The sequence below is a fragment of the Pantoea sp. BL1 genome (assembly GCF_000963985.1).
GTDB classification, from domain to species: Bacteria; Pseudomonadota; Gammaproteobacteria; order Enterobacterales; family Enterobacteriaceae; genus Pantoea; species Pantoea rwandensis_B.
Window position 1 is genome coordinate 78,376 of record NZ_JZRH01000019.1, and the last position, 21,282, is coordinate 99,657.

The following is a 21,282-nucleotide window of genomic DNA, read 5'->3' on the forward strand; positions in this document are numbered from 1 at the left end:
GTCTAAAAGCAAAATTTTGCGCTTTCAGTTCGTTTGCTGCTTTAATCGGCAACCTGATGATTTCCTGCGCACCCTTTGCCGATTAAAGCTGCAAGAAGTGCTCGCGGTAATACGCCAACTCAGCAACGGACTCGCGAATATCGTCCAGCGCCTGATGGCTGCCGGCTTTTTTGAAGCCTGGCAAGATATCCGGTTTCCAGCGGCGCGCCAGTTCTTTCAGCGTGCTGACATCCAGATAACGGTAATGGAAGTAGGCTTCCAGCTCCGGCATGTATTTGAACAGGAAGCGACGATCCTGGCCGATGCTGTTGCCGCAAATCGGAGAAGTGTTGGCCGGAACCCACTGCTTGAGAAATTCGATGGTCGCCCGCTCTGCAGCACGGTCGTCGTATTGGCTGGCTTTCACACGTTCGACCAGGCCACTGTTGGTGTGCGTACGCACATTCCACTCATCCATCAATGCCAATTGCTCATCAGACTGATGCACCGCAAACACCGGGCCTTCTGCCAGGATGTTCAGGTTGGCATCGGTGACGATCGTGGCGATCTCAATAATGCGATCCTGCTCCGGATCCAATCCGGTCATTTCCAGGTCGATCCAAATCAGATTATTTTCATTTCCAGCTGTCATGCGTTTCCCGCCTGTTGCCAAAGTCGTCATTACACTCGTTTCAGGTGTATCATAGACGTTTTGCCCAGCGGGGCGAAGCCTGGCGAAAGCCGTGAGAGGATGCGTGAGCAAAAATAAACTGTCGAAGGGTCAACAACGTCGCGTAAGCGCTAACCATCAGCGTCGTCTGCAGCAACGGAATGAAAAGCCGGAACCGGATGACAACCTGTTTGGAGAAGCGAGCGAAGGCGTGGTGATCAGCCGTTTCGGCATGCACGCAGATGTGGAAGATGGCGTGGGCGAAGTGCATCGCTGCAATATCCGTCGCACCATTCGCTCGCTGGTCACCGGTGACCGTGTGCTGTGGCGTGCGGCGATTGGCGGCGGCAAAGGCATCGTAGAAGCGGTCCACGAACGTAAAACGGTGCTGACCCGTCCGGACTTCTATGATGGCGTCAAACCGATCGCGGCGAACATCGATCAGATCATCATTGTGTCGGCGATCCTGCCGGAACTTTCGCTCAATATCATCGATCGTTATCTGGTGGCCAGTGAAACACTGGGCGTTGAGCCGCTGCTGGTTCTGAACAAAACCGACCTGCTCGACGCGGAAGCCCGCGCGTTTGTGGATGAGCAGATGGATATCTATCGCAAAATTGGCTATCGCGTGTTGATGGTCTCCAGCCGTGCCAAAGATGGTCTGGCGGAGCTGGAACAGGCCTTAACCGATCGCGTGAGCATTTTTGCGGGTCAATCTGGTGTGGGTAAATCCAGTTTGCTGAACAATCTGCTGGGACTGGAATTGGCGGGCGATGAGATTCTGACCAACGATGTCTCTGATAACTCCGGTCTGGGCCAACACACCACCACCGCCTCACGCCTGTATCACTTCCCTCACGGTGGCGACGTGATTGATTCTCCAGGCGTACGTGAATTCGGTTTATGGCATCTGGAGCCGGAACAAATCACCCGTGGATTTGTCGAATTTCGTGAGTTTATCGGCGGTTGCCGTTTCCGCGACTGCAAGCATGATACCGATCCTGGCTGCGCCATTCGCGAAGCGGTAGAGGATGGAACAATCAACATCTCGCGCTTCGATAACTACCACCGGATTCTGGAGAGTATGGCGCAGGTAAAAACGCGTAAAAACTTTTCCGCCAGCGAAGATTAACGGGTACAACGGCACATTCGCCAACTGACCGGGGCGCTGCTACAATCCGCCCCCCTTTTGTGTAAACCAAGCGTAATTAAGCCAGGAGGCAACGGTGTTTGATCGTTTTAAACTCGGCCTGAATCATATTCTGCCTAAAAAAGGGCTGACCGAACTTGCCGGCTGGGGCGCCAGTCGTCGCGGTGGCTGGCTGACCAAAGCGGTCATCGACATTTTTGTCTGGTACTACAAAGTGGATATGGCCGAAGCCAGCAAACCCCATACCGGTAGCTATCGCACCTTCAATGACTTCTTCGTGCGTCCGCTAAAAGAGGGTGCGCGCCCGATTGATCCCGACGCGACCTTGCTGGCGCTGCCAGCCGATGGCGCGGTGAGCCAGTTAGGCCGCATCGAAGGCGATCAGATCTTCCAGGCGAAAGGCCATTACTATTCGTTGCAGGCCTTGCTGGCCGGTAACGACGATCTGGCGGAAAAGTTCGTCGATGGCGAGTTCATCACCACCTATCTCGCACCGCGCGATTATCACCGTGTGCACATGCCTTGTAACGGCATTCTGCGCGAAATGATTTATGTGCCGGGCGACCTTTACTCCGTCAACCCGCTGACAGCACGTAACATCCCGAACCTGTTTGCACGCAATGAGCGTGTGATCTGCGTCTTCGATACCGATCATGGCCCGATGGTGCAGATCCTGGTGGGAGCGACCATTGTGGGCAGCATCGAAACCGTGTGGGCGGGCACCATTACGCCACCACGTGAAGGGGTGATTAAACGTTGGCGTTATCCTTCAGCCGATCATGACGGCGCTGTTGTGCTGTTGAAAGGTCAGGAAATGGGGCGTTTCAAACTCGGTTCGACGGTGATTAACTTGTTCGCACCGGGCCGCGTCAAGCTGGCGGAAAGTCTCGAAGCCGAGAGTAAAACCCGCCTTGGCCAACCGCTGGCGATTGCCTTGCCGCAGCCCGGCGAAAGCGCCCCGCTCGCTGAATAACCGGAACCTATCCCGTGCGCGTTTTTCTCTCTCTGCTGCTGAGCCTGGTGCTCAGCAGTTCTGTATTGGCAGCCACCGTTCCTCCTGCGAGTCAGCTAAAGCAGGAACTGGATGCGGCCAAATCCGCCAAAGCCTCTCCCGCTCAAGCCGAGCAAGTTCAGGCGATTGAAGCGGCGATCAATTTCCTCTCTGAGCGTGATGAATCGCTTGAGCGTGCCAAACAGTATCAGCAGGTGATTGATGATTTCCCGCGGCTGGCACGTGAACTGCGTCAGCAGATTGCCACGCTGACCGACAGCAGTAAAACGGTGCGCACCAACATGAGCAGCGCCGAGCTGGATCAGGAAATCCTGCAAATCAGCAGCCAGCTGCTGGAAGAAGGCCGCCAGGCGCAGCAAGAGCAGGACCGCGCACGTGAGATCAGCGATTCACTTTCACAATTACCGCAGCAGCAGACCGACGCACGCCGGGCGATGACCGAAAGCGATCGCCGTGCTCAGGGTTTTTCTGCGGCCGCTACGCCGCTGGCTCAGGCGCAGATTTATGCCCGACTGGCCGAGAATGCCGCCAATAAAGCGCGCGTGGATGAGTTAGAACTGGCACAGCTCTCCGCCAATAATCGCCAGGAGCTGGCGCGTATGCGGGCGGAGGTGCATCAGCGCAAAGTGACGCAGCTGGATAACTATCTGCAATCGCTGCGCAATCAACTGAATAACCAGCGTCAGCGAGAAGCGGAACTGGCGCTCGAACGCACTGAACAGCTGGCGGAAAACAGTGGCGATTTACCGGCTTCGATCAGCGATCAATTCCGCGTCAACCGTGAGCTATCAGCCGACCTGAATGAGCAGGCCCAACGTATGGATTTGGTCGCTTCGCAGCAACGTCTGGCCACCAACCAAACGCTACAGGTGCGCCAGGCTCTCAGCACGCTGCGCGAACAATCACAATGGCTGGGCGCCTCGAATCTGCTGGGTGAAGCCTTGCGTGCGCAAGTCGCCAGATTGCCGGATATGCCGAAGTCGCAGCAGATCGACAGCGAGATGGGCCAGCTGCGTGTACAACGACTGCATTATGAAGATTTGCTGGAGCGGCAAAAGGATCTGCGCAAAGAGAAGCAGGATGACGGCACGCCGTTCACCAGCGAGCAAACCCGTATTCTTGATGCCCAGTTGAAAACCCAGCGCGAGCTGCTCAATTCACTGATCTCCGGCTGCGATACACTGATTCTGGAAATCACCAAGCTGAAGGTGTCGAACACGCAGTTGCAGGACGCCCTGGGTGAAGTGAAGGAAGCCACCCACCGTTATCTGTTCTGGACGGCGGATGTCAGCGCCATCGACCTGAAGTATCCGATTGACGTGGCGCGTGACTTAACCCGCCTGCTGTCGCTGGATACCTTAGGGCAACTCGGTAAAGCGCTGGCGATGATGTTTACCAGCAAAGAAACCGTGATGCCAATCATCTGCGCAGTGCTGTTGGTGGGCTTCAGCATCAGCTCGCGCCGTCATTACAATGCCTTTATGGCGCGTTCCGCCAGCAAAGTGGGCAAAGTGACCCAGGACCGCTTTAGCCTGACATTGCGCACCGTGTTCTGGTCGATTCTGGTCGCCGTGCCGCTGCCGGTATTGTGGGCCGCGCTGGGCTTTGGTTTGCAGCACGCCTGGCCTTATCCGTTTGCCGTTGCGATTGGAGATGGCATCACCGCCACGCTGCCGCTGCTGTGGGCCTTTATGATCAGTGCTGCTTTTGCGCGTCATGATGGGCTATTTGTGGTGCACTTCCGCTGGCCGCAGGCGCGGGTAGCGCGTGCTATGCGTTACTACTCTCTGACGGTTGGCCTGATTGTGCCGCTGATCATGCTGCTTATTGCCTTTGCTAATCTCGACGATCCGCAGTTCTCCGGCACGCTCGGTCGCCTGTGCTTCATTTTGATTTGCGGTGCGTTAAGTATTGTCACCGTCAGCCTCAAACGTGCAGGCATTCCACTGTATCTGGATAAAGAGGGCAACGGCGACAACTTCGTTAACCGCATTCTGTGGAACCTGATGATTGCCATCCCGCTGGTGGCGGCGCTGGCTTCCTGCATCGGCTATCTGGCGACGGCGCAGGCGCTGCTGGCGCGCCTGGAAACCTCGGTAGGCATTTGGTTCTTACTGCTGGTGATTTACCACATTATTCGCCGCTGGATGCTGATCCAACGCCGTCGCATCGCCTTTGATCGCGCCCGCCAACGCCGTGCCGATATGCTGGCGAACCGCGCGCGTAGTGAAGAAGAGAAAGAGCAACAGACCCCCGCCAACGCCGATACGATTGAGATCGATGAACCGAGCCTGGATCTGGATGAGATCAGTGCGCAGTCGTTGCGTCTGGTGCGCTCTATTCTCACGTTGATCGCACTGGTATCGGTGATTGTACTGTGGTCAGAAATTCACTCGGCCTTTAGTTTCCTCGACAACATCCCACTGTGGGATGCCAGCACCACGGTGCAGGGCGTAGAGAGCGTGCAGCCGATTACGTTGGGCGCGGTGCTGATTGCCATCCTGGTGTTCATTATCACCACTCAGCTGGTGCGTAATATGCCTGCCCTGCTGGAACTGGCGTTACTGCAACACATCAGCCTGTCACCTGGCACCGGTTATGCCATCACTACCCTGACCAAGTACGTGCTGATGCTGATTGGCGGATTAGTCGGCTTCTCGATCATTGGCGTTGAGTGGGCAAAACTGCAGTGGCTGGTGGCGGCGTTAGGTCTGGGGTTGGGCTTTGGTATGCAGGAGATCTTCGCCAACTTTATTTCTGGTCTGATTATCCTGTTCGAAAAGCCAATTCGTATCGGCGATACCGTTACCATTCGCGATCTGACCGGCAGCATTACCCGCATCAATACCCGCGCCACAACGATTACCGATTGGGACCGTAAAGAGATCATCGTGCCGAACAAGGCCTTTATCACTGAGCAGTTCGTTAACTGGTCGTTGTCGGATTCTGTCACGCGTGTGGTGCTGACCATTCCGGCTCCGGCACACGTCAACAGTGATGAAGTCACCAACATTCTCAAGCAGGCGGCCGAGCGCTGTACCTATGTGCTGGATATGCCCGCGCCGGATGTGTTCCTGGTGGATTTACAGCAAGGCATTCAGCTGTTTGAATTGCGTGTGCACGCGGCTGAGATGGGCCACCGCATGCCGCTGCGTCATGAGTTGCATCAGTTGATTCTGCGCGGCTTTGAAGAGCACGGTATTGAGATGCCGTTCCCACCATTCCAGGTGCGTATGGAAACGCTGGGACGTAAAACACCGGCCAGCAATGGCTCACCGTCCAGCCAGACCTTTAAATCTGGCGGCTTATAAATGACAACGCCCGGCAATCACCGGGCGTTGTTTTTTCTGCTGAGCGTTACTTCACAAACTCTTCGCCCTGCGCGATATCTTTCTTCAGCGTTTCCAGCATACCGTTAAGTGCCTGCTGTTCAAACGCACTCAAAGAACCCAACGGGCGACGTTCCACGATACCGTTCTTGCCGATAAGCAGCGGCTGAGAGAAGAAGCGCGCATACTCACCGTCCCCTTCAACATAAGCGCATTCGACCACGTTTGCTTCGCCCTGCAGCGCACGCACCAGTGAGAGACCAAAGCGCGCAGCAGCCTGCCCCATGGATAAGGTCGCCGATCCACCACCAGCTTTCGCTTCCACCACTTCGGTGCCGGCGTTTTGAATACGCTTAGTGAGGTCAGCCACTTCCTGTTCGCTGAAGCTGATGCCTTTAACCTGCGACAGCAGCGGCAAAATTGTCACGCCTGAGTGCCCCCCCACCACCGGGACCTCGATCTCGGTAGGCTGCTTGCCTTTCAACGCTGCAACAAAGGTGTTGGCGCGGATAATGTCGAGGGTTGAGACACCAAACAGGCGGTTCTTGTCATACACGCCGGCTTTCTTCAACACTTCAGCCGCAATCGCCACCGTGGTATTAACCGGATTAGTGATCACGCCAATCAGCGCTTTCGGCGCGGTGCTGGCAACCTGCTCGATCAGGTTACGCACAATGCCCGCGTTAACGTTAAACAAGTCGGCGCGATCCATGCCGGGTTTACGTGCCACACCCGCAGAAATCAGCACAATATCGGCGCCCTGCAGCGCAGGTGTTGCGTCTTCGCCACTAAACCCTTCCACCTTCACTGAGGTAGGAATATGGCTGAGATCAACCGCCACCCCGGGCGTGACCGGGGCGATATCATAAAGTGAGAGAGCGGAACCTGCGGGTAATTGAGTCTTGAGCAGCAGTGCGAGCGCCTGGCCAATACCACCGGCTGCACCGAGAACGGCAACTTTCATCCTGAACTCCTTATGAAGGTGGGGCAGAGATATGCCGAAAATCCATCAGGTTACGAGTTTAATCAACTTCTCAGGCGATAGCGACAAACCTGTCGCGCAATAACATGACGCCGCAATCGGCTCCCGAGACATCTCCACTTCAGAAGTCGCCTGAATGATACAATCGCAGCCAGAAGACAATGGACGGCAATGATCATCGATATAGTTGTTACCACTTCAATACTATAACAACATTGCAACCTTCGCTTTGCGCGTCAGCCCGCGATTTTGGCGCAACACAAAACTCTGCTATGATGCCTGTCCGCAGTTGATTAGCGCGATTCTCTCACTACGCTTATTGCATAAAAATTCATCTAAATGCATAATAATTTATCTGCCGCTGGCCTGTTGCCTGCTGCACCCCTCTTTTATTGGTAGCTTATGCGAAACCCATCAAAACAAGACGACTTGATCAAAGCGTTCAAAGCGTTATTAAAAGAAGAAAAATTCAGCTCTCAGGGCGAAATCGTACAGGCGCTGCAGGAAGACGGCTTCGAGAACATCAATCAGTCAAAAGTTTCTCGTATGCTGACCAAGTTTGGTGCCGTACGCACCCGCAATGCCAAAATGGAAATGGTTTATTGTTTGCCAGCCGAACTGGGCGTGCCGACCACCACCAGCCCATTGAAGAATCTGGTGCTGGATATCGATTACAACGATGCCTTAGTGGTGATTCACACCAGCCCAGGTGCTGCGCAGCTGATTGCACGCCTGCTGGATTCACTCGGTAAAGCGGAAGGCATTCTCGGGACTATCGCGGGGGATGACACCATTTTTATTACCCCTGCACGTAGCTTCTCCGTAAAACAGCTGCATGATGCCGTACTGGTTTTATTCGAACAGGAACTATAAAACCCTGGTCTTAACCGGCAGATCATCTGCCGGTAACATCCTTCCTGATGACCCGTTACCCGCCACGCTTGTTACAAAATCCTTTTTTAATAATAAGTTATCGATATAGCTACCGGTTCTGCATCCGCCGAAATATTGGTACGACCTTTTCCCCTGCTTAACCATTCGCGCTATTTTACACTGCTTTACATATTGTGCTCAGTGGTTATAGCTTCTTATGGCGTATCAGCCAGCGGGATCAACCATGATCTTTCGCACGAAAAGATAATTTGATGCAGATCATTGTTTTTACGAATAAATAACAGTCAATGGTTAATGATTGACCGGTTTTAATAACTTCCAGTTCTAAAAAGGTGCCATAAGGATAAAGAATAACAACCAAACATTATTAGCCAGATATTAATTTCATGGGTTATTAGATCTATACTTGTTTTCGTGATGTAAATCACACGAAAGAAAAAGATAAAAACAGAAGACGAGGAAAAATACCATGAACGTTAAAACTACTATCGCAACCCTGAGTGTTCTATCTGCCCTGTCATTTGGTGCTTTTGCAGCAGATTCTATCAATGCCCAACAGGCAGCGAATTTGCAACCTGCCGGCACCATTAGTGTGAGCGGCGTGGGCGGTTCTCCGATGGATATCCATGAGCAGCTGAATGCTAAAGCCGATCAGGAAGGTGCTAAAGCCTACCGTGTGATCGAAGCGAATACCGGCGACAGCTATCACGCCACCGCTGAGCTTTATAAATAAGTTGACTGAACAAGACGCAGTGTGAACGGCGACCCGTTTGAGACGCATTTGCCTCTCAGGTTGCCAAACCCCATTTCAGGAGAGTGAATCATGAAAACCAAATTAGCTATCGCCATCTTAGGTCTGGCTTCCGTATTGTCCTTCGGTGCCAGTGCCGCCAGCCTGGTTTCTAACGAACAAGCCGAACAACTGCAACCGTTGAATCAAACCATCAGCGTGAGCGGTGTTGACGGTGATCAGACCAACGTCCGTCAGGAACTGTCGCAGAAAGCCGATGCTCAGGGTGCCAGCCATTACCGCATCATTGAAAATAATCGTGGCGACACCTTCCACGTGACTGCAGAACTGTACAAATAAGAATACATCGAACGTCGGGCGCCTGAACGGCGCCAGACAATTGATCGACGACCCGCCTCACCCACTTTTTGCCGCAGGTTGTTGATTACAACGAGGAGAAAAAATCATGAAAATCAAAGCAACCATCGCAGCCGCCAGCCTTCTTTCCCTGTTTGCCTTTGGTGCATCAGCAGCACAACTGGTAACTGATGAGCAGGCGCAAAATCTGCAACCTACCGGCAGCACTATCACCATCAGCGGTACCGGCGGTTCGCCAATGGATTATCGTTCTGAGCTTTCTCAGAAAGCCGATGCAAGGGGTGCCAGTGCTTATAAAGTGATTGAAGCGAAAACCGGCGACAGCTATCACGTGACCGCCGAGCTGTATAAATAATTCCTCGTCAATTCTGACGAACCCTTTGGCCCCGCTCGCCGGGGCCCTTTTTCGGCTTGTCACTTCACATTAAAGCGGAGCTGGCCTTCCAGCTCCTCTTCTGCTTCATCAAACAGCAGGATTAATGCGCCATACCGGCGTTTCTGCCCTGTCCCCAGATTCACAAACTCAATTTCCAGCGGCAATGGCAACTGCTCCCCAAGTATCGCATCCCAGAGATCGTCAAGATCGTTGATGGCCAGATCCGCCAGCGCAAAACGATCGCTGAACTGGCGATAGAAATGGGCTTGATCGACGATTTCGTCAAAATCAAAACGCTCGGTTCTCATCGTGATTCCCTCTTGCAGGCAGGGCCGCCCGTCAGGCAAGCCCACCAATATGCAGCGCTTTCACTTCCAGGTACTCTTCCATTCCCAGCACCGATCCTTCACGTCCCAAACCGGACTCTTTTACACCGCCAAACGGTGCCAGTTCGGTGGATACGGCACACTCATTAATGCCAATCATCCCGGCCTCCAGCGACGTCGAGACGCGGAACACCCGTTGCAGATTTTGCGTGTAGAAATAGGCGGCTAATCCGTATTCCGTGTTATTGGCGCGCTGAATGACATCGGCTTCATCATCAAAGCGGAAGCAGGCGGCGACCGGACCAAAGGTCTCTTCCTGGGCCAGCTTCATCCCCTCATGCGCCTCGGCAATCACCGTCGGCTGCCAGAAGTTGCCTCCCAGCGGATGACGCTCGCCGCCGATCAGCAACTTACCGCCTTTGCTCAGCGCATCCTTCACGTGCTCTTCTACTTTCTCCAGCGCCGAGCGCTCGATCAGCGGGCCAACAATCACGCCTTCTTCAACGCCATTCCCTACTTTCAGCTTGCCCACGGCATCGGCCAGTTGATTGACGAAACGATCGTAGACCGCGTTGTGCACATAGAAACGGTTGACGCTGACACAAACCTGGCCCGCATTGCGGAATTTGTTGGCTATTGCACCCTGTACCGCCGCCTCAATATCCGCATCCTCAAACACGATATAAGGTGCATTGCCGCCCAGCTCCATCGAGACTTTCTTCATGGTGTCTGCTGCGTTGCGCATCAGCGTTTTGCCCACGGCGGTCGACCCGGTAAACGAGATTTTACGCACCGCCTGGCTAGCCATAATGGCGTCGCTGATGGCATGGGTATCGCCCGCCACCGCATTTAACACGCCATCAGGTACACCGGCTTCTTGTGCCAGAGCCAACAGTGCAAAGGCACACAGCGGCGTATTATTCGCCGGTTTGATGATGCCGGTGCAGCCTGCTGCCAGCGCCGGGCCAAGCTTGCGTGTCAGCATCGCCATCGGGAAATTCCATGGCGTGATAGCCGCCACCACACCAATCGGTTCACGTGTTGCCAAAATACGTGATCCGGGTTTCGCCGGCGGGATGATTTCGCCGTTGGCACGTTTAGCTTGCTCGGCAAACCATTGAATAAAGCTGGCGGCGTACTCGACTTCGCCTTCGGCTTCTTTCAGGGGTTTGCCCTGCTCGGCCGTCATGAGCTGCCCGAGCCAGCTTTTGTTCTCAATGATCAGTTGATACCAGCGATGAAGGATCTCCGCGCGCTGTTTCGCGGTTTTATCACGCCATGCCGGAAAAGCCTGCTGAGCGGCAGCGATGGCCTGCTCGGTTTCCGCCTTACCCGCTCGGGCGACTTTGGCCAGCACTTCGCCGGTTGCCGGGTTAGTGACGTCAAAGGTGGCACTGGCGGTGTGCCACTGGCCCGCAGCGAAATAGCCGGTTTTAAACAGCGCGTGTTGTTGTAGAGAGGTGGACATCATTATTCTCCTGCTAGTTTGCATCCTGTCAGGAAAGTATAGATGCCAATATCATCGGGTTTTGTGTCAACGTGGGATCAAAAAGGCCGCTGCAAGGTGCAGCGGCCGATTTCAGATTTGGATGAGGGTGTTCTGGTATTTATCCAGCATCAACGAGAGCCGTTTCACCGGTTCGGTAACACTCTCCGGTGCCGAATAGTGATGGAGCTTTTCCTGATAAATCTCCAGCTCCTTCAACAAACGCTCAAAGTAGTAGCGCCGCTTGTCATCGCTGGTGGCTGAAATCACGCGATCGGCGGTGTATCGTAACTGGCGGTGATAAGCCGAAAGCTCCGAGTTAACCGGGACTTCAGCATTACGCAGTCGCTGATGGCCGATAATCAGCGTCAGCGCGATGCGGTATTTGTCGATATCGCCGGGGAACAGATTGAGCAGCAGAAACAGCTGCTGATAGAGCGCGGGCAGATGGTTCTCGCGACGGCGCGCCTGATTAGTGGTCAGGGCCGCCACAGCCGCATACATAAAGCGATTCAACAATTTACGGCCGGTACGTGCTTTGGATTTATCGCGAATCAGCAGAATGACCATCATCGCCACAAAGCTGCCGATCCACTGGCCCAGGGCGTTATCGAGGAAGACGTTGAACTCAAACTTCATCGGATTATCCAGCACCAGCACATTGATGGTGCCAATCAACGCACCTAACGTACCAATCTGACGTCGTTGCACGAAGATACCGCCGATAAAGCCGAGTGCGCCAATCGCGATACACAACAGCAACGCGCTTTGCTGGGTGGCTGGCAGGATATAGACGAAGTAGAGCATACCGAGTGGCACGGCGAAGGCCATACCGTAGAAGAAGTCTTTCGCCATCATCAGCGGATTCGGCATACGCATCGCCAGTGCGGTGATGACGGCCAGCATCACCATACAGCCACTGCCCGAAGTCCAGCCGGTATAGAGCCAAAACAGAGAACCGAGCGCGGTCGCCACAAAGGTACGCACGCCGTTGATCATCGCATGATGGGTTTCCGCCGAACGTGCCTGAATCACCACTTCGCGCTGCAGGATACTCTCTTCCAGCGTGGTAATGCGGCTGTTACTGCGCACACCATTAATCAGCAGCAGATACTCTGTTGCTGCACCGACCCAGCTTGCCACCGTCATCGGCACGGTTTTATTGCTGACACTGATTAAACGACGCATCACCTTCATGCGCTTATGCACGTCATCGACGTTATGAACGTCTTTCTCAATCAGCAGGCGATACTGCGTCGGAATATAATCCGGACGAGCGTTTTGAATCAGGAAGGTTTCAGCTGCTTGCGTAATCAACGTCAGCGACAGCGTATTCAGCATCTGCAATCGGCGGCTGGTATTTTTCCAGCGCGAAGATTCCATCAACAATTGGCTGCGCATGCCGTTGAGTGCCGTTGTGCGACGTACCAGCGCGCTCCAGGTGCGATCCACTTCGTCTTTATCCGCGTGGGCGACACAGAGTTGCAGCAGTTTGTAATGCGCCACCAGCAGCGAATCGACTTCGGCATCAATCACTTTTTTGATCGAGCGCGGCGAAAACAGCATATCCGCAAGAATCGCACACAGAATGCCAATGACGATTTCACTGCAACGTTCAACGGCATATTGCGGTGCCAGCGTTAAGCCACCGCTGGCATCGGCGGTGACCACGATGATCAGCGCAGTGTAACCAGCCAAGCCTAGCGCGTAGGAGTTCTCGACTTTGATCAGCGAGGAGAGCCAGACGCACATCCCCGCCCATAAACAGCACAGCAGCAGCATCACCACCGGTGCACGCACCGTGGCGATCATGATAGTGAGGGCGGCAATACAGCCAATAAACGTACCAATGATGCGCAGAATGCCGCGATAGCGCAGTGCGCCAGAATAGGGATCGCCCCCCGCAGCAAAGGCGGTACCACCGGCCACAATGCCGGCGGTCATCACCGCCCAACGCGGCGTTTCCAGATTAAAGTGAAAGCCAATCATCAGCGCTGCAACCAGCGCAAATGTCAGCTTCACCGGGAAACGCAAAAACTCGATCATAACGCCCTCGCTTAACCAAACTCGCGCAGGCGGTTAAAGAACTGCGTCATCGGCGAGACTTTGGTTTGACGATCTTTATCACCGGTGATCACCACCGTGGCGGTAGTGCCCGCCGGGAAACGGTTGCCCGGTTGATCGTCAAGATGAATGCGCACCGGTACGCGCTGTGCCAGTCGTACCCATTCGAGGTTGGAGTCGATGGTCGCCATACCTTTGCTGTCCACGCTGCTGCTGCTGTTGGTCACGCCCGCAGCAATGCTGTCCACCGTGCCGCGCAATACGGTATTACTGCCCAGCGGGGTGATTTCGGCGCGGAAGCCCGGACGCACGCCATCCAGCTTGGTCTCTTCCATATACGCCAGCACGTAGAATGAGTGCTGCTGTACCAATGCCACGGCAACGGAACCACGGGTGATGAACTCGCCCTGATAAACGTTCAGGTTAGTGACCCAGCCATCTGAAGGCGCTTTGATGGTGGTGCGATCCAGGTCGATCACCGCCAAATCGCGCGTTGCCACCGATTTCGCCAGCTGATGTTCGCTGGTTTGCAGATCGTTATTAGACTGATCGATGGCTTCACGTGACATGGCACTGGTGCCAAGTTGGTTACGGCGCGCCGCTTCACGACGCTTTTCATTGACCAATGCCTGGTAATATTCGACATCCGCCTGGGCTTCATCCAGCGCTTTTTGGTAGCGCGGGCGATCCACGACAAACAGCGTATCACCCTGTTTCACCAGCTGGTTGTCATGCACCGGCACGTCAGTGATAAGGCCGGTCACGTCCGGCGAGATCGCCACTACATCAGCGGAGAATTTGGCGTCACGCGTCCAGGGCGATTCGGTATAGAACACCCAGGCGCGGAAGATGATCACGATTGCGATGATAACCAGCAGGATTGTAATCGCGTAACGCGCGATTTTTCTTATGAGCGCTTTCACTTAAAACCTCAGACGAATAGACGGGATACAAGGTAAAACACGCAGCAATACAACGCTGTGTTAAAAAGTGCCGGATGCCACACCAGGTCATAAATTCCGCTGGGCGTCAGCACGCGTTTCACCAGCCAGAACAGCGCCAGCGAAACCAGTAATTCAATGAAGATGGGCGGAAAACTCAGCCCGAATACGACAAATACCGGAAGCACACTCATTACGGTTCCTTAGTTCGACCTTGCCGGATTGCACCGATACCTGCCCTCATGCCGCATGGCACGTCGGGTTGAGAATCAGGGGATGATTGGGAGACTGATGGCAACATTCAGGCCGCGTTGAGCTAATGATAGCGTATCATCGTGTAAACACAGCCGTGTTAAGGTGCGGTGAACAGACCCAGCGTGCGTATAGTAACGCGCATGACTATACGTTTTCTACATATTGTGAGCTAAATCACTTTTTAGCCAGAGTAAACAATGGAACGACTTAAAGGCATGTCCATTTTCGCCAAAGTGGTTGAATTAGGTTCTTTTACCGCCGCGGCACGTCAGCTTCATCTTAGCGTTTCGTCAATCAGCCAAATTGTCGCCAAACTGGAAGATGAGTTGCAGGTCAAATTGTTAAATCGCAGTACGCGCAGTATTGGTCTGACCGAAGCAGGTAAGATCTACTATCAGGGTTGCCGCCGCATGCTGGCTGAAGCATCTCAGGTGCACGAACAGCTTTATGCCTTTAACAATACGCCGATCGGTATTCTGCGTATCGGCTGCTCCTCCACCATGGCGCAAAACGTGTTGTCTGCCATGACCAGCGATATGCTGCGTGAATATCCTGGTTTGAGCGTCAATCTGGTTACCGGCATTCCCGCGCCAGATTTGATCGCTAACGGCTTGGATCTCGTGGTCCGCGTAGGCGCGTTGCAAGATTCAAACCTGTTCTCACGCCGACTGGGCGCGATGCCGATGGTGGTCTGTGCCGCAAAAAGTTATCTGGCACAGCATGGCACGCCAGACAAACCGGGTGAAATCGATAATTTTTCATGGCTGGAGTACAGCGTTCGCCCGGATAACACCTTTGAACTGGTCGCGCCGGAAGGCCTGGTGACGCGATTGACGCCGCAGGGTCGCTTCGTCACCAATGATTCACAGACGCTGATTCGCTGGCTGAAAGCCGGTTGCGGCATCGCCTATGTCCCCCTGATGTGGGTGATTGATGAGATTAACGCCGGGGAGATCGATATTCTGTTCCCGCAATATCACTCAGAACCACGTCCGGTGTATGCGCTGTATACCGAGAAGGACAAGATGCCGTTGAAGGTGCAGGTATGTATCGATTATCTGACCGAGTACTTTAAGCAGGTGGCGCAGCAGTATCAGCAGCATCGTAAGAGCTGATGATTCTCCTAAAGGGGTTAATCTCCAATGGCGATGCCGCCATTCGGCAGGTACGCCATAAGGAAACTCAGACTGTTCGATAATGAGCAGAGTCCGCCATGCGAATATCTGACCCCACGGCCTTCAGAGTGGGTGCCATGGAGTCATCAAGCTTTGTAGCGTGCGCTATGCATGGGAATATCAGACGCTACGGTCATTCGTCAGGTGCGCATTTATGCGCACCTGGAATGATTATGCAGTACCGCCGACAGTGATTTTATCCAGCTTCAGGGTTGGCTGGCCGACGCCGACCGGCACACTCTGCCCCTCTTTACCGCACACGCCAACGCCTTTATCCAGCGCCAGATCGTTACCGACCATTGAGATCTGCTGCATTGCTTCAATACCCGAACCAATCAGCGTTGCACCTTTCACCGGCGTGGTCACTTTGCCGTTTTCAATCAGATAGGCTTCCGAGGTTGAGAAGACAAACTTTCCGGAGGTGATATCCACCTGACCACCACCAAAGTTCGGCGCATAAATCCCATACTCAACGCTGGAAATGATGTCCTGAGGCGTGGATTTTCCTGCCAGCATATAGGTGTTGGTCATACGCGGCATCGGCAGATGCGCATAGGATTCACGACGCCCGTTACCGGTTGGCGGAACACCCATCAGACGCGCATTAAGCTTGTCTTGCATGTAACCTTTCAGCACGCCGTTTTCGATTAATACGTTGTATTGGCCTGGCACGCCTTCATCATCCACCGCCAGTGAGCCGCGCAGGCCTTCGATGGTGCCATCGTCAACCACGGTGCAGAGTTCAGAGGCCACCAGTTGACCCATTTTTCCGCTGAAGACCGAAGTTTCACGGCGGTTGAAATCGCCTTCAAGACCATGACCGACGGCTTCATGCAGCAGCACGCCCGGCCAGCCAGCGCCTAACACCACCGGCAATGTGCCCGCAGGCGCAGCAACAGCAGAGAGGTTCACCAACGCCAGACGCACCGCTTCACGCGCCCACGCATCGGCACGGACATCACCGTTTTCATCGGCATAGAAGAATTCATAGCCGGTACGCGCCCCGCCGCCGCTAGAGCCACGTTCGCGTTTCCCCTGATCTTCAACCTGTACGCTGATCGACAGACGCACCAGCGGACGGATATCCGCAGCCAGCGTGCCATCAGTCGCCGCCACCAGCACCTGCTCGTACACGCCTGTCAGGCTGGCGTTGACTTCCTGCACGCGCGGATCGGCCGCACGTGCCACGGTATCAACACGATGCAGCAGTGCAATTTTGTCTTCGCGCGTCAGGCTGTCCAGCGGATTCACCGGCGCATACAGCGAACGGTTGATCACCGCTGAAAGCGTATGCGCTTTACCATTGCCCTGCTCACGCACAATACTGCGCGCGGCTTCAGAAGACTGACGCAGGGCGTTCAGGGTGATTTGGTCTGCGTAAGCGAAACCGGTTTTCTCACCACTGATAGCACGCACACCGACACCCTGGTCGATATGGTAAGAACCATCTTTAATGATTTTGTCTTCCAGCACCCAGGATTCATGGAAACTGGACTGGAAGTAGAGATCGGCATAATCCAGACGACGTTCTGAAAGCTGCCCTAACAGGGAAAAAAGGTCCTGCTGATTAATGCTGTTCGCAGCTAGTAACTGCTCACTTACCAGATTCAGAGTCATCGTTTCTCACTCATTATGTGCTCGGATAGTCATAGCCTGCGGCAATTCCCCGACGGCGTCAAATTCACTTCTTGTCGTCTTCACGCGGTTTACGCAGCACTTCATTGATTTCCGGTTTATCCAACGGTCCGCTTATGTGATAACGCAGTAGCGAAATCTTATTCCACAGCGGGCCCAATACTTTACTGGCGGCAAATACGGCGGCCCCGATCACCGGGTTGACCACAAAGGCCGTCGCCACACCCACCGAAGCGGAGATCTCAGGGGCAACGACCGCTTCCATATCAATCTGGCGTTTTGCCAGATCGATCTGCCCCTGCATGGCGATATCCGCTTCAAGGCCATCGACCAGCAGGTTATCCGTGCGCATCACACCGTTTTCGATCCACGCCGTGCCGTTAATGGAATCGAAATAGAAGCCCTCGCTGAAGGTGTCACTAAAATCGAAGCGCAGCTTACGCAGTAAAGCGTCAAAACTCATCAGGCGGAGCAACTGTCCTGCGCGCCCGGTATTCACATCCGCAATCTGGCCTTTGCCAAAATGGGTTTTCAGCGTACCACTCAACGTTTCCGCGGAAGGCTGCCACGGGGCGGAACGCCAGTGCAGGTCATAATCCACGTTAAACGGCGCGTCACGAAGTGGGGTATTCATCCCAAACCAGTTAACGGCGTCATTGATGTTTTTACCGCTCAGACTGCCTTTTAATGAGGTACGCTGATTGCCCGGCTTGTTGACCCATTCGCCGTTGATCTTCAGCTTGGCACTGCCGGAATCCACGCTACCGTTAGTAAGTGCTAACGTATCTCCCTGCGGCTGTAATCTGGCCTGCATATGTCCAAACTTCTGCCCGCGCAGCCAGCACTCATCACAGTTTAGCTGCATCGCCGGCCAGTTACTGAAGTCGACTGTGCTGCTGTTGCCACCCAACGGCGAGGCGTTGTTTTCGCTGCTGTTCGCCCATTCTGGATTGTAGTAAAGATAGCTAAGGTCGATCTGCCATGGCGCATGCTGTGCGGTTTGCAAACTGCCGCGCGCTTCGCGGCTTTCCAGCTGGAGTTGCGTGTTGCCGGTCGGCCCTTGCGTGACGGTGGCATTAACGTCATGCCACTGCTGGCCACCGAGCATCAGTGCCGGTGTCCGCAGAGTCACATCACCCGGTAACAGTGCGCCGCCCACTTCCGTTTCGCCCTGAGCATTACGCGAACCACTGCTTCCCGCCAGTAGCCCCATCCAGGCTTCACCATCCAACGGGGGTAAATTGAGTTCCATCCCTCGTTTTTCTGGCAGCTTCGGCGTGCTTTTCGCATCGTTGAGCCAGATGCCGCGATCCACGCGCAGCTGGGGTTCGAGAATCCAGCGGCTGTTAAAACGGTTGTGCTCACGCACGCTGCCGCTTAGCGTGAATCCTTTCAGGTCACCGGTGGCGTTGATGGCGATGGGCATCGCTTCGCCCGACTGCTTATCCAGCGGCGCAGGTAAGTGACTGCTTACTGTTTTGCCCTCACCCTGCAAATCGACTTTATAGGTCGCACCACCATTGTGTGGCAGCGTGATGTCGACATTGCCCTGCCACGGCAAACTGCCGCTCAACTGACTGCTGACACTGGCCGGCAATACTTTCAGTTTCGACGGCTGCCAGTCGCCCAATAACTTCACGTTGACGCCGAAGTTGTCAGGATTCTCAGTGGTTGAAAAACGGACGCCGGTGGGCTGACCGAACCAGTTAGCCTGAATCTCTTCACTTTCGAGATTGCCGTTGTTGTAGCGGAAGCGCCCGGTGAGATTTTCCAGCGTGGTGTTTAACGGCTTGATGTGCAGGCTGTTATTGTTCATCACCACATTCCCGCTGGCATGCACCAATTCACCATCCAGCGGAATATCGAGATTCAATGAACCGCGCACATTGCCACCGATTTGCAGCTGCTGCAGTGCCGCGCCCAACGTCGATTTCAAAGGCGTCTGTTCGAAGTAATCGGCAATCTGCTTGCCCTGACCGCTAAGATCGCCATTGATGATCAACTTCTCTTTGAGATAGTCCGGGATCACCGCGCTGACGTTACGTGCATCCACTTCCCCCAATTTGGTTTTCTCGGCTTTCATCCACAGGCCGTCGTTAACAAAATCGAGGTCGATATCGAGGTTTTCCAGCGCTGGCCAACCGGGCTGGAACTGGAAAGTGGATTGACGCAGCGGCACCCACACTTCAAACATGCCGTCATTGTGCTTAAACGGGAACAGGCTGGGATTACCGGCAAACAACAGCGTGGCATTGTCCACTTTCCCGCCTTTGATCGACTCGCTGAGGAAATGGGTCAGATCATGGCCCATTAGCGGTTCCGGGAAGTAGCGCCAGGCATCACCCGCATCGGTGACGCGAATGCCCGCCAGAATATCCAGCTGGGGCGCATTGCCGACATTTTGCTGATAGCGGAAATCACCGCGCGCCCACAGGGAACGTGCCTGAACATCGAGATTCTGACCGTCCAGCGTCAGGCCGCTGGCATCGCGCTGCCAGTTCAGCTTGCCAGTGATCTGTTGAATTTGCAGTGGGGCCTGGAACATGTCGCCATAAGGCACTTCCGCTTGTCCCATCGCCACATCTAACCGACCGTTACTCACGCTGCCGCTGGCGGTACCGTTGAGATTGCTGATCCCCGGCAATAACTCCCAATGCTGCCACGCCAGGTTGCGCCATTTGGCTTGCAGGCGGGTTTGCTCGGGCTGATTGAGCGGAATATCCAGCGCCAGCGCATCGATGTTGCCGCGCGGCTGCAATGCACGCCAGTTATCCAGTAACGCAGGGGATAAGGGTTTGAACAGCGGCACCAACGGTGCCAGACGCTTTAGATCCAGTTGGGTGGCACGGACACGCACTTCCGCACCACTGTTAGCGCCCAGCATCTGCTGGTCTTCGGGCTTCCACAGAAGTGAGAAGTGCCCCGGCGCCCAGGCGATGCCATCGGTGCTGAGTCGGGTTTGCGGGACGGACAAACTCCAGCCATTTTGGAAACGCGCCAGATGCGCGGTTAAGCCATCGACCTGCAGCTGGTGATCGCCCTGTTCGCCGCGCCAGCGTGCACCGCCTTTACTGAGCAACAGGTCACCGGCGTAGACATCGCCATCACGCAGATTTACCCACGCTGCAAGGCTGAAGCGGGCACTTTCGAGGCTGGTATTGTCACGCAGCCACGGACCTATCCACGGGCGCACATCGACGTCATCCGCTTGCATCCAGATGCGGCCATCGTTGAGTAATCCGTTGGTATCGTTGAGATCGAGTCGCACCTGCACCACACCGTGCTGCCCCGTAAAACTGGAGAGATTGACTTCCCCTTCCGCACGGTGACGCGTGCTTTCGTTGAGCCAGGTCAGACGCGGGATCGCCAGCTCAGCGTGCTGGCCAGAAGGCGTGAGAAAACGGATGCTGCTATCACGCAGATCAAAGTGGTCAAACTGTCGCAGAAACAGATCGTTGATTTGCGCCGGCTTAAAGCTGTTTTTTTGTTGATCGCTGGTGAGCAGCGGATGATTGGTTTCGAGACGCAGTTGCCAGAAGGTCAGATCACGGAACTGCCAGCGCCAGTGCAGCAGCGATTGCCAGACGTTAAGCGCCAGATTTACACGGCCAATGGTGAGTTTGCCATCTTCCGGCATCACAACGTTGAGATTGCGCACCTGCAGGGTTGGGCCGAAGTTCTCCCATTTACCCTGCAGCTCGCTGGCATCCACCGTCACTCCGCTGACGCGTGAAATCGTCTGCAGTATGTCGCTGCGATAGCTGTTGAGATGCGGCATCACGAGGCGCAACCCGCTGACTAGCAGCGCCACAATAACGATGATTGCGGCGAGCAGCAGTAACAAAATCCTCGGCAACCGCCTCACGCACCTCTCCTTGCTTCCCGTTGAATAACGGCGTT

General features: G+C 54.6%; 17 protein-coding genes. 8 read left to right on the top strand and 9 right to left on the bottom strand.

Features of this window, described 5'->3' with window-relative positions; translation table 11 throughout:
* Positions 1–82: 82 nt before the first annotated feature.
* The gene (gene orn, locus VH86_RS11160; protein ID WP_038644391.1) at positions 83–631 is read right to left on the bottom strand and encodes an oligoribonuclease; all 549 of its coding nucleotides are present in this window, start codon (positions 629–631) and stop codon (positions 83–85) included.
* A 103-nt stretch (positions 632–734) separates the two neighbouring features.
* Between orn and rsgA the strand changes: the two genes are divergently transcribed.
* From rsgA to mscM, 3 genes are all read left to right on the top strand, one after another.
* Positions 735–1,781 carry a small ribosomal subunit biogenesis GTPase RsgA gene (rsgA, locus tag VH86_RS11165; protein ID WP_045816540.1) on the top strand — a complete coding sequence of 349 codons (1,047 nt, stop codon included), beginning with the start codon at positions 735–737 and terminating at the stop codon, positions 1,779–1,781.
* A 94-nt stretch (positions 1,782–1,875) separates the two neighbouring features.
* Positions 1,876–2,772 (top strand): archaetidylserine decarboxylase, encoded by an 897-nt coding sequence (gene asd, locus VH86_RS11170; protein ID WP_038644387.1) that lies wholly within the window; start codon positions 1,876–1,878, stop codon positions 2,770–2,772.
* 14 nt (positions 2,773–2,786) lie between these two features.
* Positions 2,787–6,122, top strand: a complete 3,336-nt coding sequence (mscM, locus tag VH86_RS11175; RefSeq protein ID WP_045832903.1) for a miniconductance mechanosensitive channel MscM — start codon at positions 2,787–2,789, stop codon at positions 6,120–6,122.
* A 46-nt stretch (positions 6,123–6,168) separates the two neighbouring features.
* Here mscM and mdh read toward each other — a convergent pair whose 3' ends face one another.
* Positions 6,169–7,104 carry a malate dehydrogenase gene (gene mdh, locus VH86_RS11180; RefSeq protein WP_038644384.1) on the bottom strand — a complete coding sequence of 312 codons (936 nt, stop codon included), beginning with the start codon at positions 7,102–7,104 and terminating at the stop codon, positions 6,169–6,171.
* Positions 7,105–7,524: 420 nt separating this feature from the next.
* Between mdh and argR the strand changes: the two genes are divergently transcribed.
* The 4 genes from argR (at position 7,525) to yhcN (VH86_RS11200) (ending at position 9,479) form a co-directional block, all read left to right on the top strand.
* On the top strand, positions 7,525–7,995 hold the full coding sequence (gene argR, locus VH86_RS11185; RefSeq protein WP_034831131.1) for a transcriptional regulator ArgR: 471 nt from the start codon (positions 7,525–7,527) through the stop codon (positions 7,993–7,995).
* Positions 7,996–8,485: 490 nt separating this feature from the next.
* Positions 8,486–8,749: a peroxide/acid stress response protein YhcN gene (gene yhcN / locus VH86_RS11190; RefSeq protein WP_034831133.1), complete on the top strand. Its 264-nt coding sequence runs from the start codon at positions 8,486–8,488 to the stop codon at positions 8,747–8,749.
* A gap of 90 nt (positions 8,750–8,839) precedes the next feature.
* The gene (locus tag VH86_RS11195) at positions 8,840–9,106 is read left to right on the top strand and encodes a YdgH/BhsA/McbA-like domain containing protein (protein ID WP_045832904.1); all 267 of its coding nucleotides are present in this window, start codon (positions 8,840–8,842) and stop codon (positions 9,104–9,106) included.
* Positions 9,107–9,212: 106 nt separating this feature from the next.
* Entirely contained in the window at positions 9,213–9,479 is a 267-nt protein-coding gene (gene yhcN, locus VH86_RS11200) for a peroxide/acid stress response protein YhcN (protein ID WP_045832905.1), read from the top strand.
* 59 nt (positions 9,480–9,538) lie between these two features.
* On the opposite strand, the gene VH86_RS11205 is transcribed toward yhcN (VH86_RS11200), so the two are convergent.
* The 5 genes from VH86_RS11205 to aaeX form a co-directional block, all read right to left on the bottom strand.
* Complete coding sequence (locus tag VH86_RS11205) at positions 9,539–9,808, bottom strand: hypothetical protein (RefSeq protein WP_045832906.1); 270 nt, start codon at positions 9,806–9,808, stop codon at positions 9,539–9,541.
* A 31-nt stretch (positions 9,809–9,839) separates the two neighbouring features.
* Positions 9,840–11,294, bottom strand: a complete 1,455-nt coding sequence (locus VH86_RS11210; RefSeq protein WP_082082850.1) for an NAD-dependent succinate-semialdehyde dehydrogenase — start codon at positions 11,292–11,294, stop codon at positions 9,840–9,842.
* Positions 11,295–11,405: 111 nt separating this feature from the next.
* Positions 11,406–13,358 carry a p-hydroxybenzoic acid efflux pump subunit AaeB gene (aaeB, locus tag VH86_RS11215; protein ID WP_045832908.1) on the bottom strand — a complete coding sequence of 651 codons (1,953 nt, stop codon included), beginning with the start codon at positions 13,356–13,358 and terminating at the stop codon, positions 11,406–11,408.
* Positions 13,359–13,369: 11 nt separating this feature from the next.
* The gene (aaeA, locus tag VH86_RS11220) at positions 13,370–14,299 is read right to left on the bottom strand and encodes a p-hydroxybenzoic acid efflux pump subunit AaeA (protein WP_045832909.1); all 930 of its coding nucleotides are present in this window, start codon (positions 14,297–14,299) and stop codon (positions 13,370–13,372) included.
* A gap of 8 nt (positions 14,300–14,307) precedes the next feature.
* Entirely contained in the window at positions 14,308–14,511 is a 204-nt protein-coding gene (gene aaeX, locus VH86_RS11225; RefSeq protein ID WP_021508145.1) for a p-hydroxybenzoic acid efflux pump operon protein AaeX, read from the bottom strand.
* A 258-nt stretch (positions 14,512–14,769) separates the two neighbouring features.
* Here aaeX and aaeR point away from each other — a divergent pair, with 258 nt between their 5' ends.
* Positions 14,770–15,687: an HTH-type transcriptional activator AaeR gene (gene aaeR, locus VH86_RS11230; RefSeq protein ID WP_038644372.1), complete on the top strand. Its 918-nt coding sequence runs from the start codon at positions 14,770–14,772 to the stop codon at positions 15,685–15,687.
* Between the two features lie 231 nt (positions 15,688–15,918).
* Here aaeR and tldD read toward each other — a convergent pair whose 3' ends face one another.
* Positions 15,919–17,364: a metalloprotease TldD gene (gene tldD, locus VH86_RS11235; RefSeq protein ID WP_038644371.1), complete on the bottom strand. Its 1,446-nt coding sequence runs from the start codon at positions 17,362–17,364 to the stop codon at positions 15,919–15,921.
* Between the two features lie 64 nt (positions 17,365–17,428).
* Entirely contained in the window at positions 17,429–21,247 is a 3,819-nt protein-coding gene (gene yhdP, locus VH86_RS11240; RefSeq protein ID WP_045832910.1) for an AsmA2 domain-containing protein YhdP, read from the bottom strand.
* Between the last annotated feature and the right edge of the window lie 35 nt (positions 21,248–21,282).

Excerpts from the sequence above, each read along its gene's own strand:
- argR (WP_034831131.1), top strand. The coding sequence starts at position 7,525 with ATGCGAAACCCATCAAAACAAGACGACTTGATCAAAGCGTTCAAAGCG.
- VH86_RS11195 (WP_045832904.1), top strand. The coding sequence starts at position 8,840 with ATGAAAACCAAATTAGCTATCGCCATCTTAGGTCTGGCTTCCGTATTG.
- aaeB (WP_045832908.1), bottom strand. The coding sequence starts at position 13,358 with ATGATCGAGTTTTTGCGTTTCCCGGTGAAGCTGACATTTGCGCTGGTT.
- orn (WP_038644391.1), bottom strand. The coding sequence starts at position 631 with ATGACAGCTGGAAATGAAAATAATCTGATTTGGATCGACCTGGAAATG.
- mdh (WP_038644384.1), bottom strand. The coding sequence starts at position 7,104 with ATGAAAGTTGCCGTTCTCGGTGCAGCCGGTGGTATTGGCCAGGCGCTC.
- aaeR (WP_038644372.1), top strand. The coding sequence starts at position 14,770 with ATGGAACGACTTAAAGGCATGTCCATTTTCGCCAAAGTGGTTGAATTA.
- VH86_RS11210 (WP_082082850.1), bottom strand. The coding sequence starts at position 11,294 with ATGTCCACCTCTCTACAACAACACGCGCTGTTTAAAACCGGCTATTTC.
- yhcN (WP_045832905.1), top strand. The coding sequence starts at position 9,213 with ATGAAAATCAAAGCAACCATCGCAGCCGCCAGCCTTCTTTCCCTGTTT.
- yhcN (WP_034831133.1), top strand. The coding sequence starts at position 8,486 with ATGAACGTTAAAACTACTATCGCAACCCTGAGTGTTCTATCTGCCCTG.
- VH86_RS11205 (WP_045832906.1), bottom strand. The coding sequence starts at position 9,808 with ATGAGAACCGAGCGTTTTGATTTTGACGAAATCGTCGATCAAGCCCAT.
- tldD (WP_038644371.1), bottom strand. The coding sequence starts at position 17,364 with ATGACTCTGAATCTGGTAAGTGAGCAGTTACTAGCTGCGAACAGCATT.
- aaeX (WP_021508145.1), bottom strand. The coding sequence starts at position 14,511 with ATGAGTGTGCTTCCGGTATTTGTCGTATTCGGGCTGAGTTTTCCGCCC.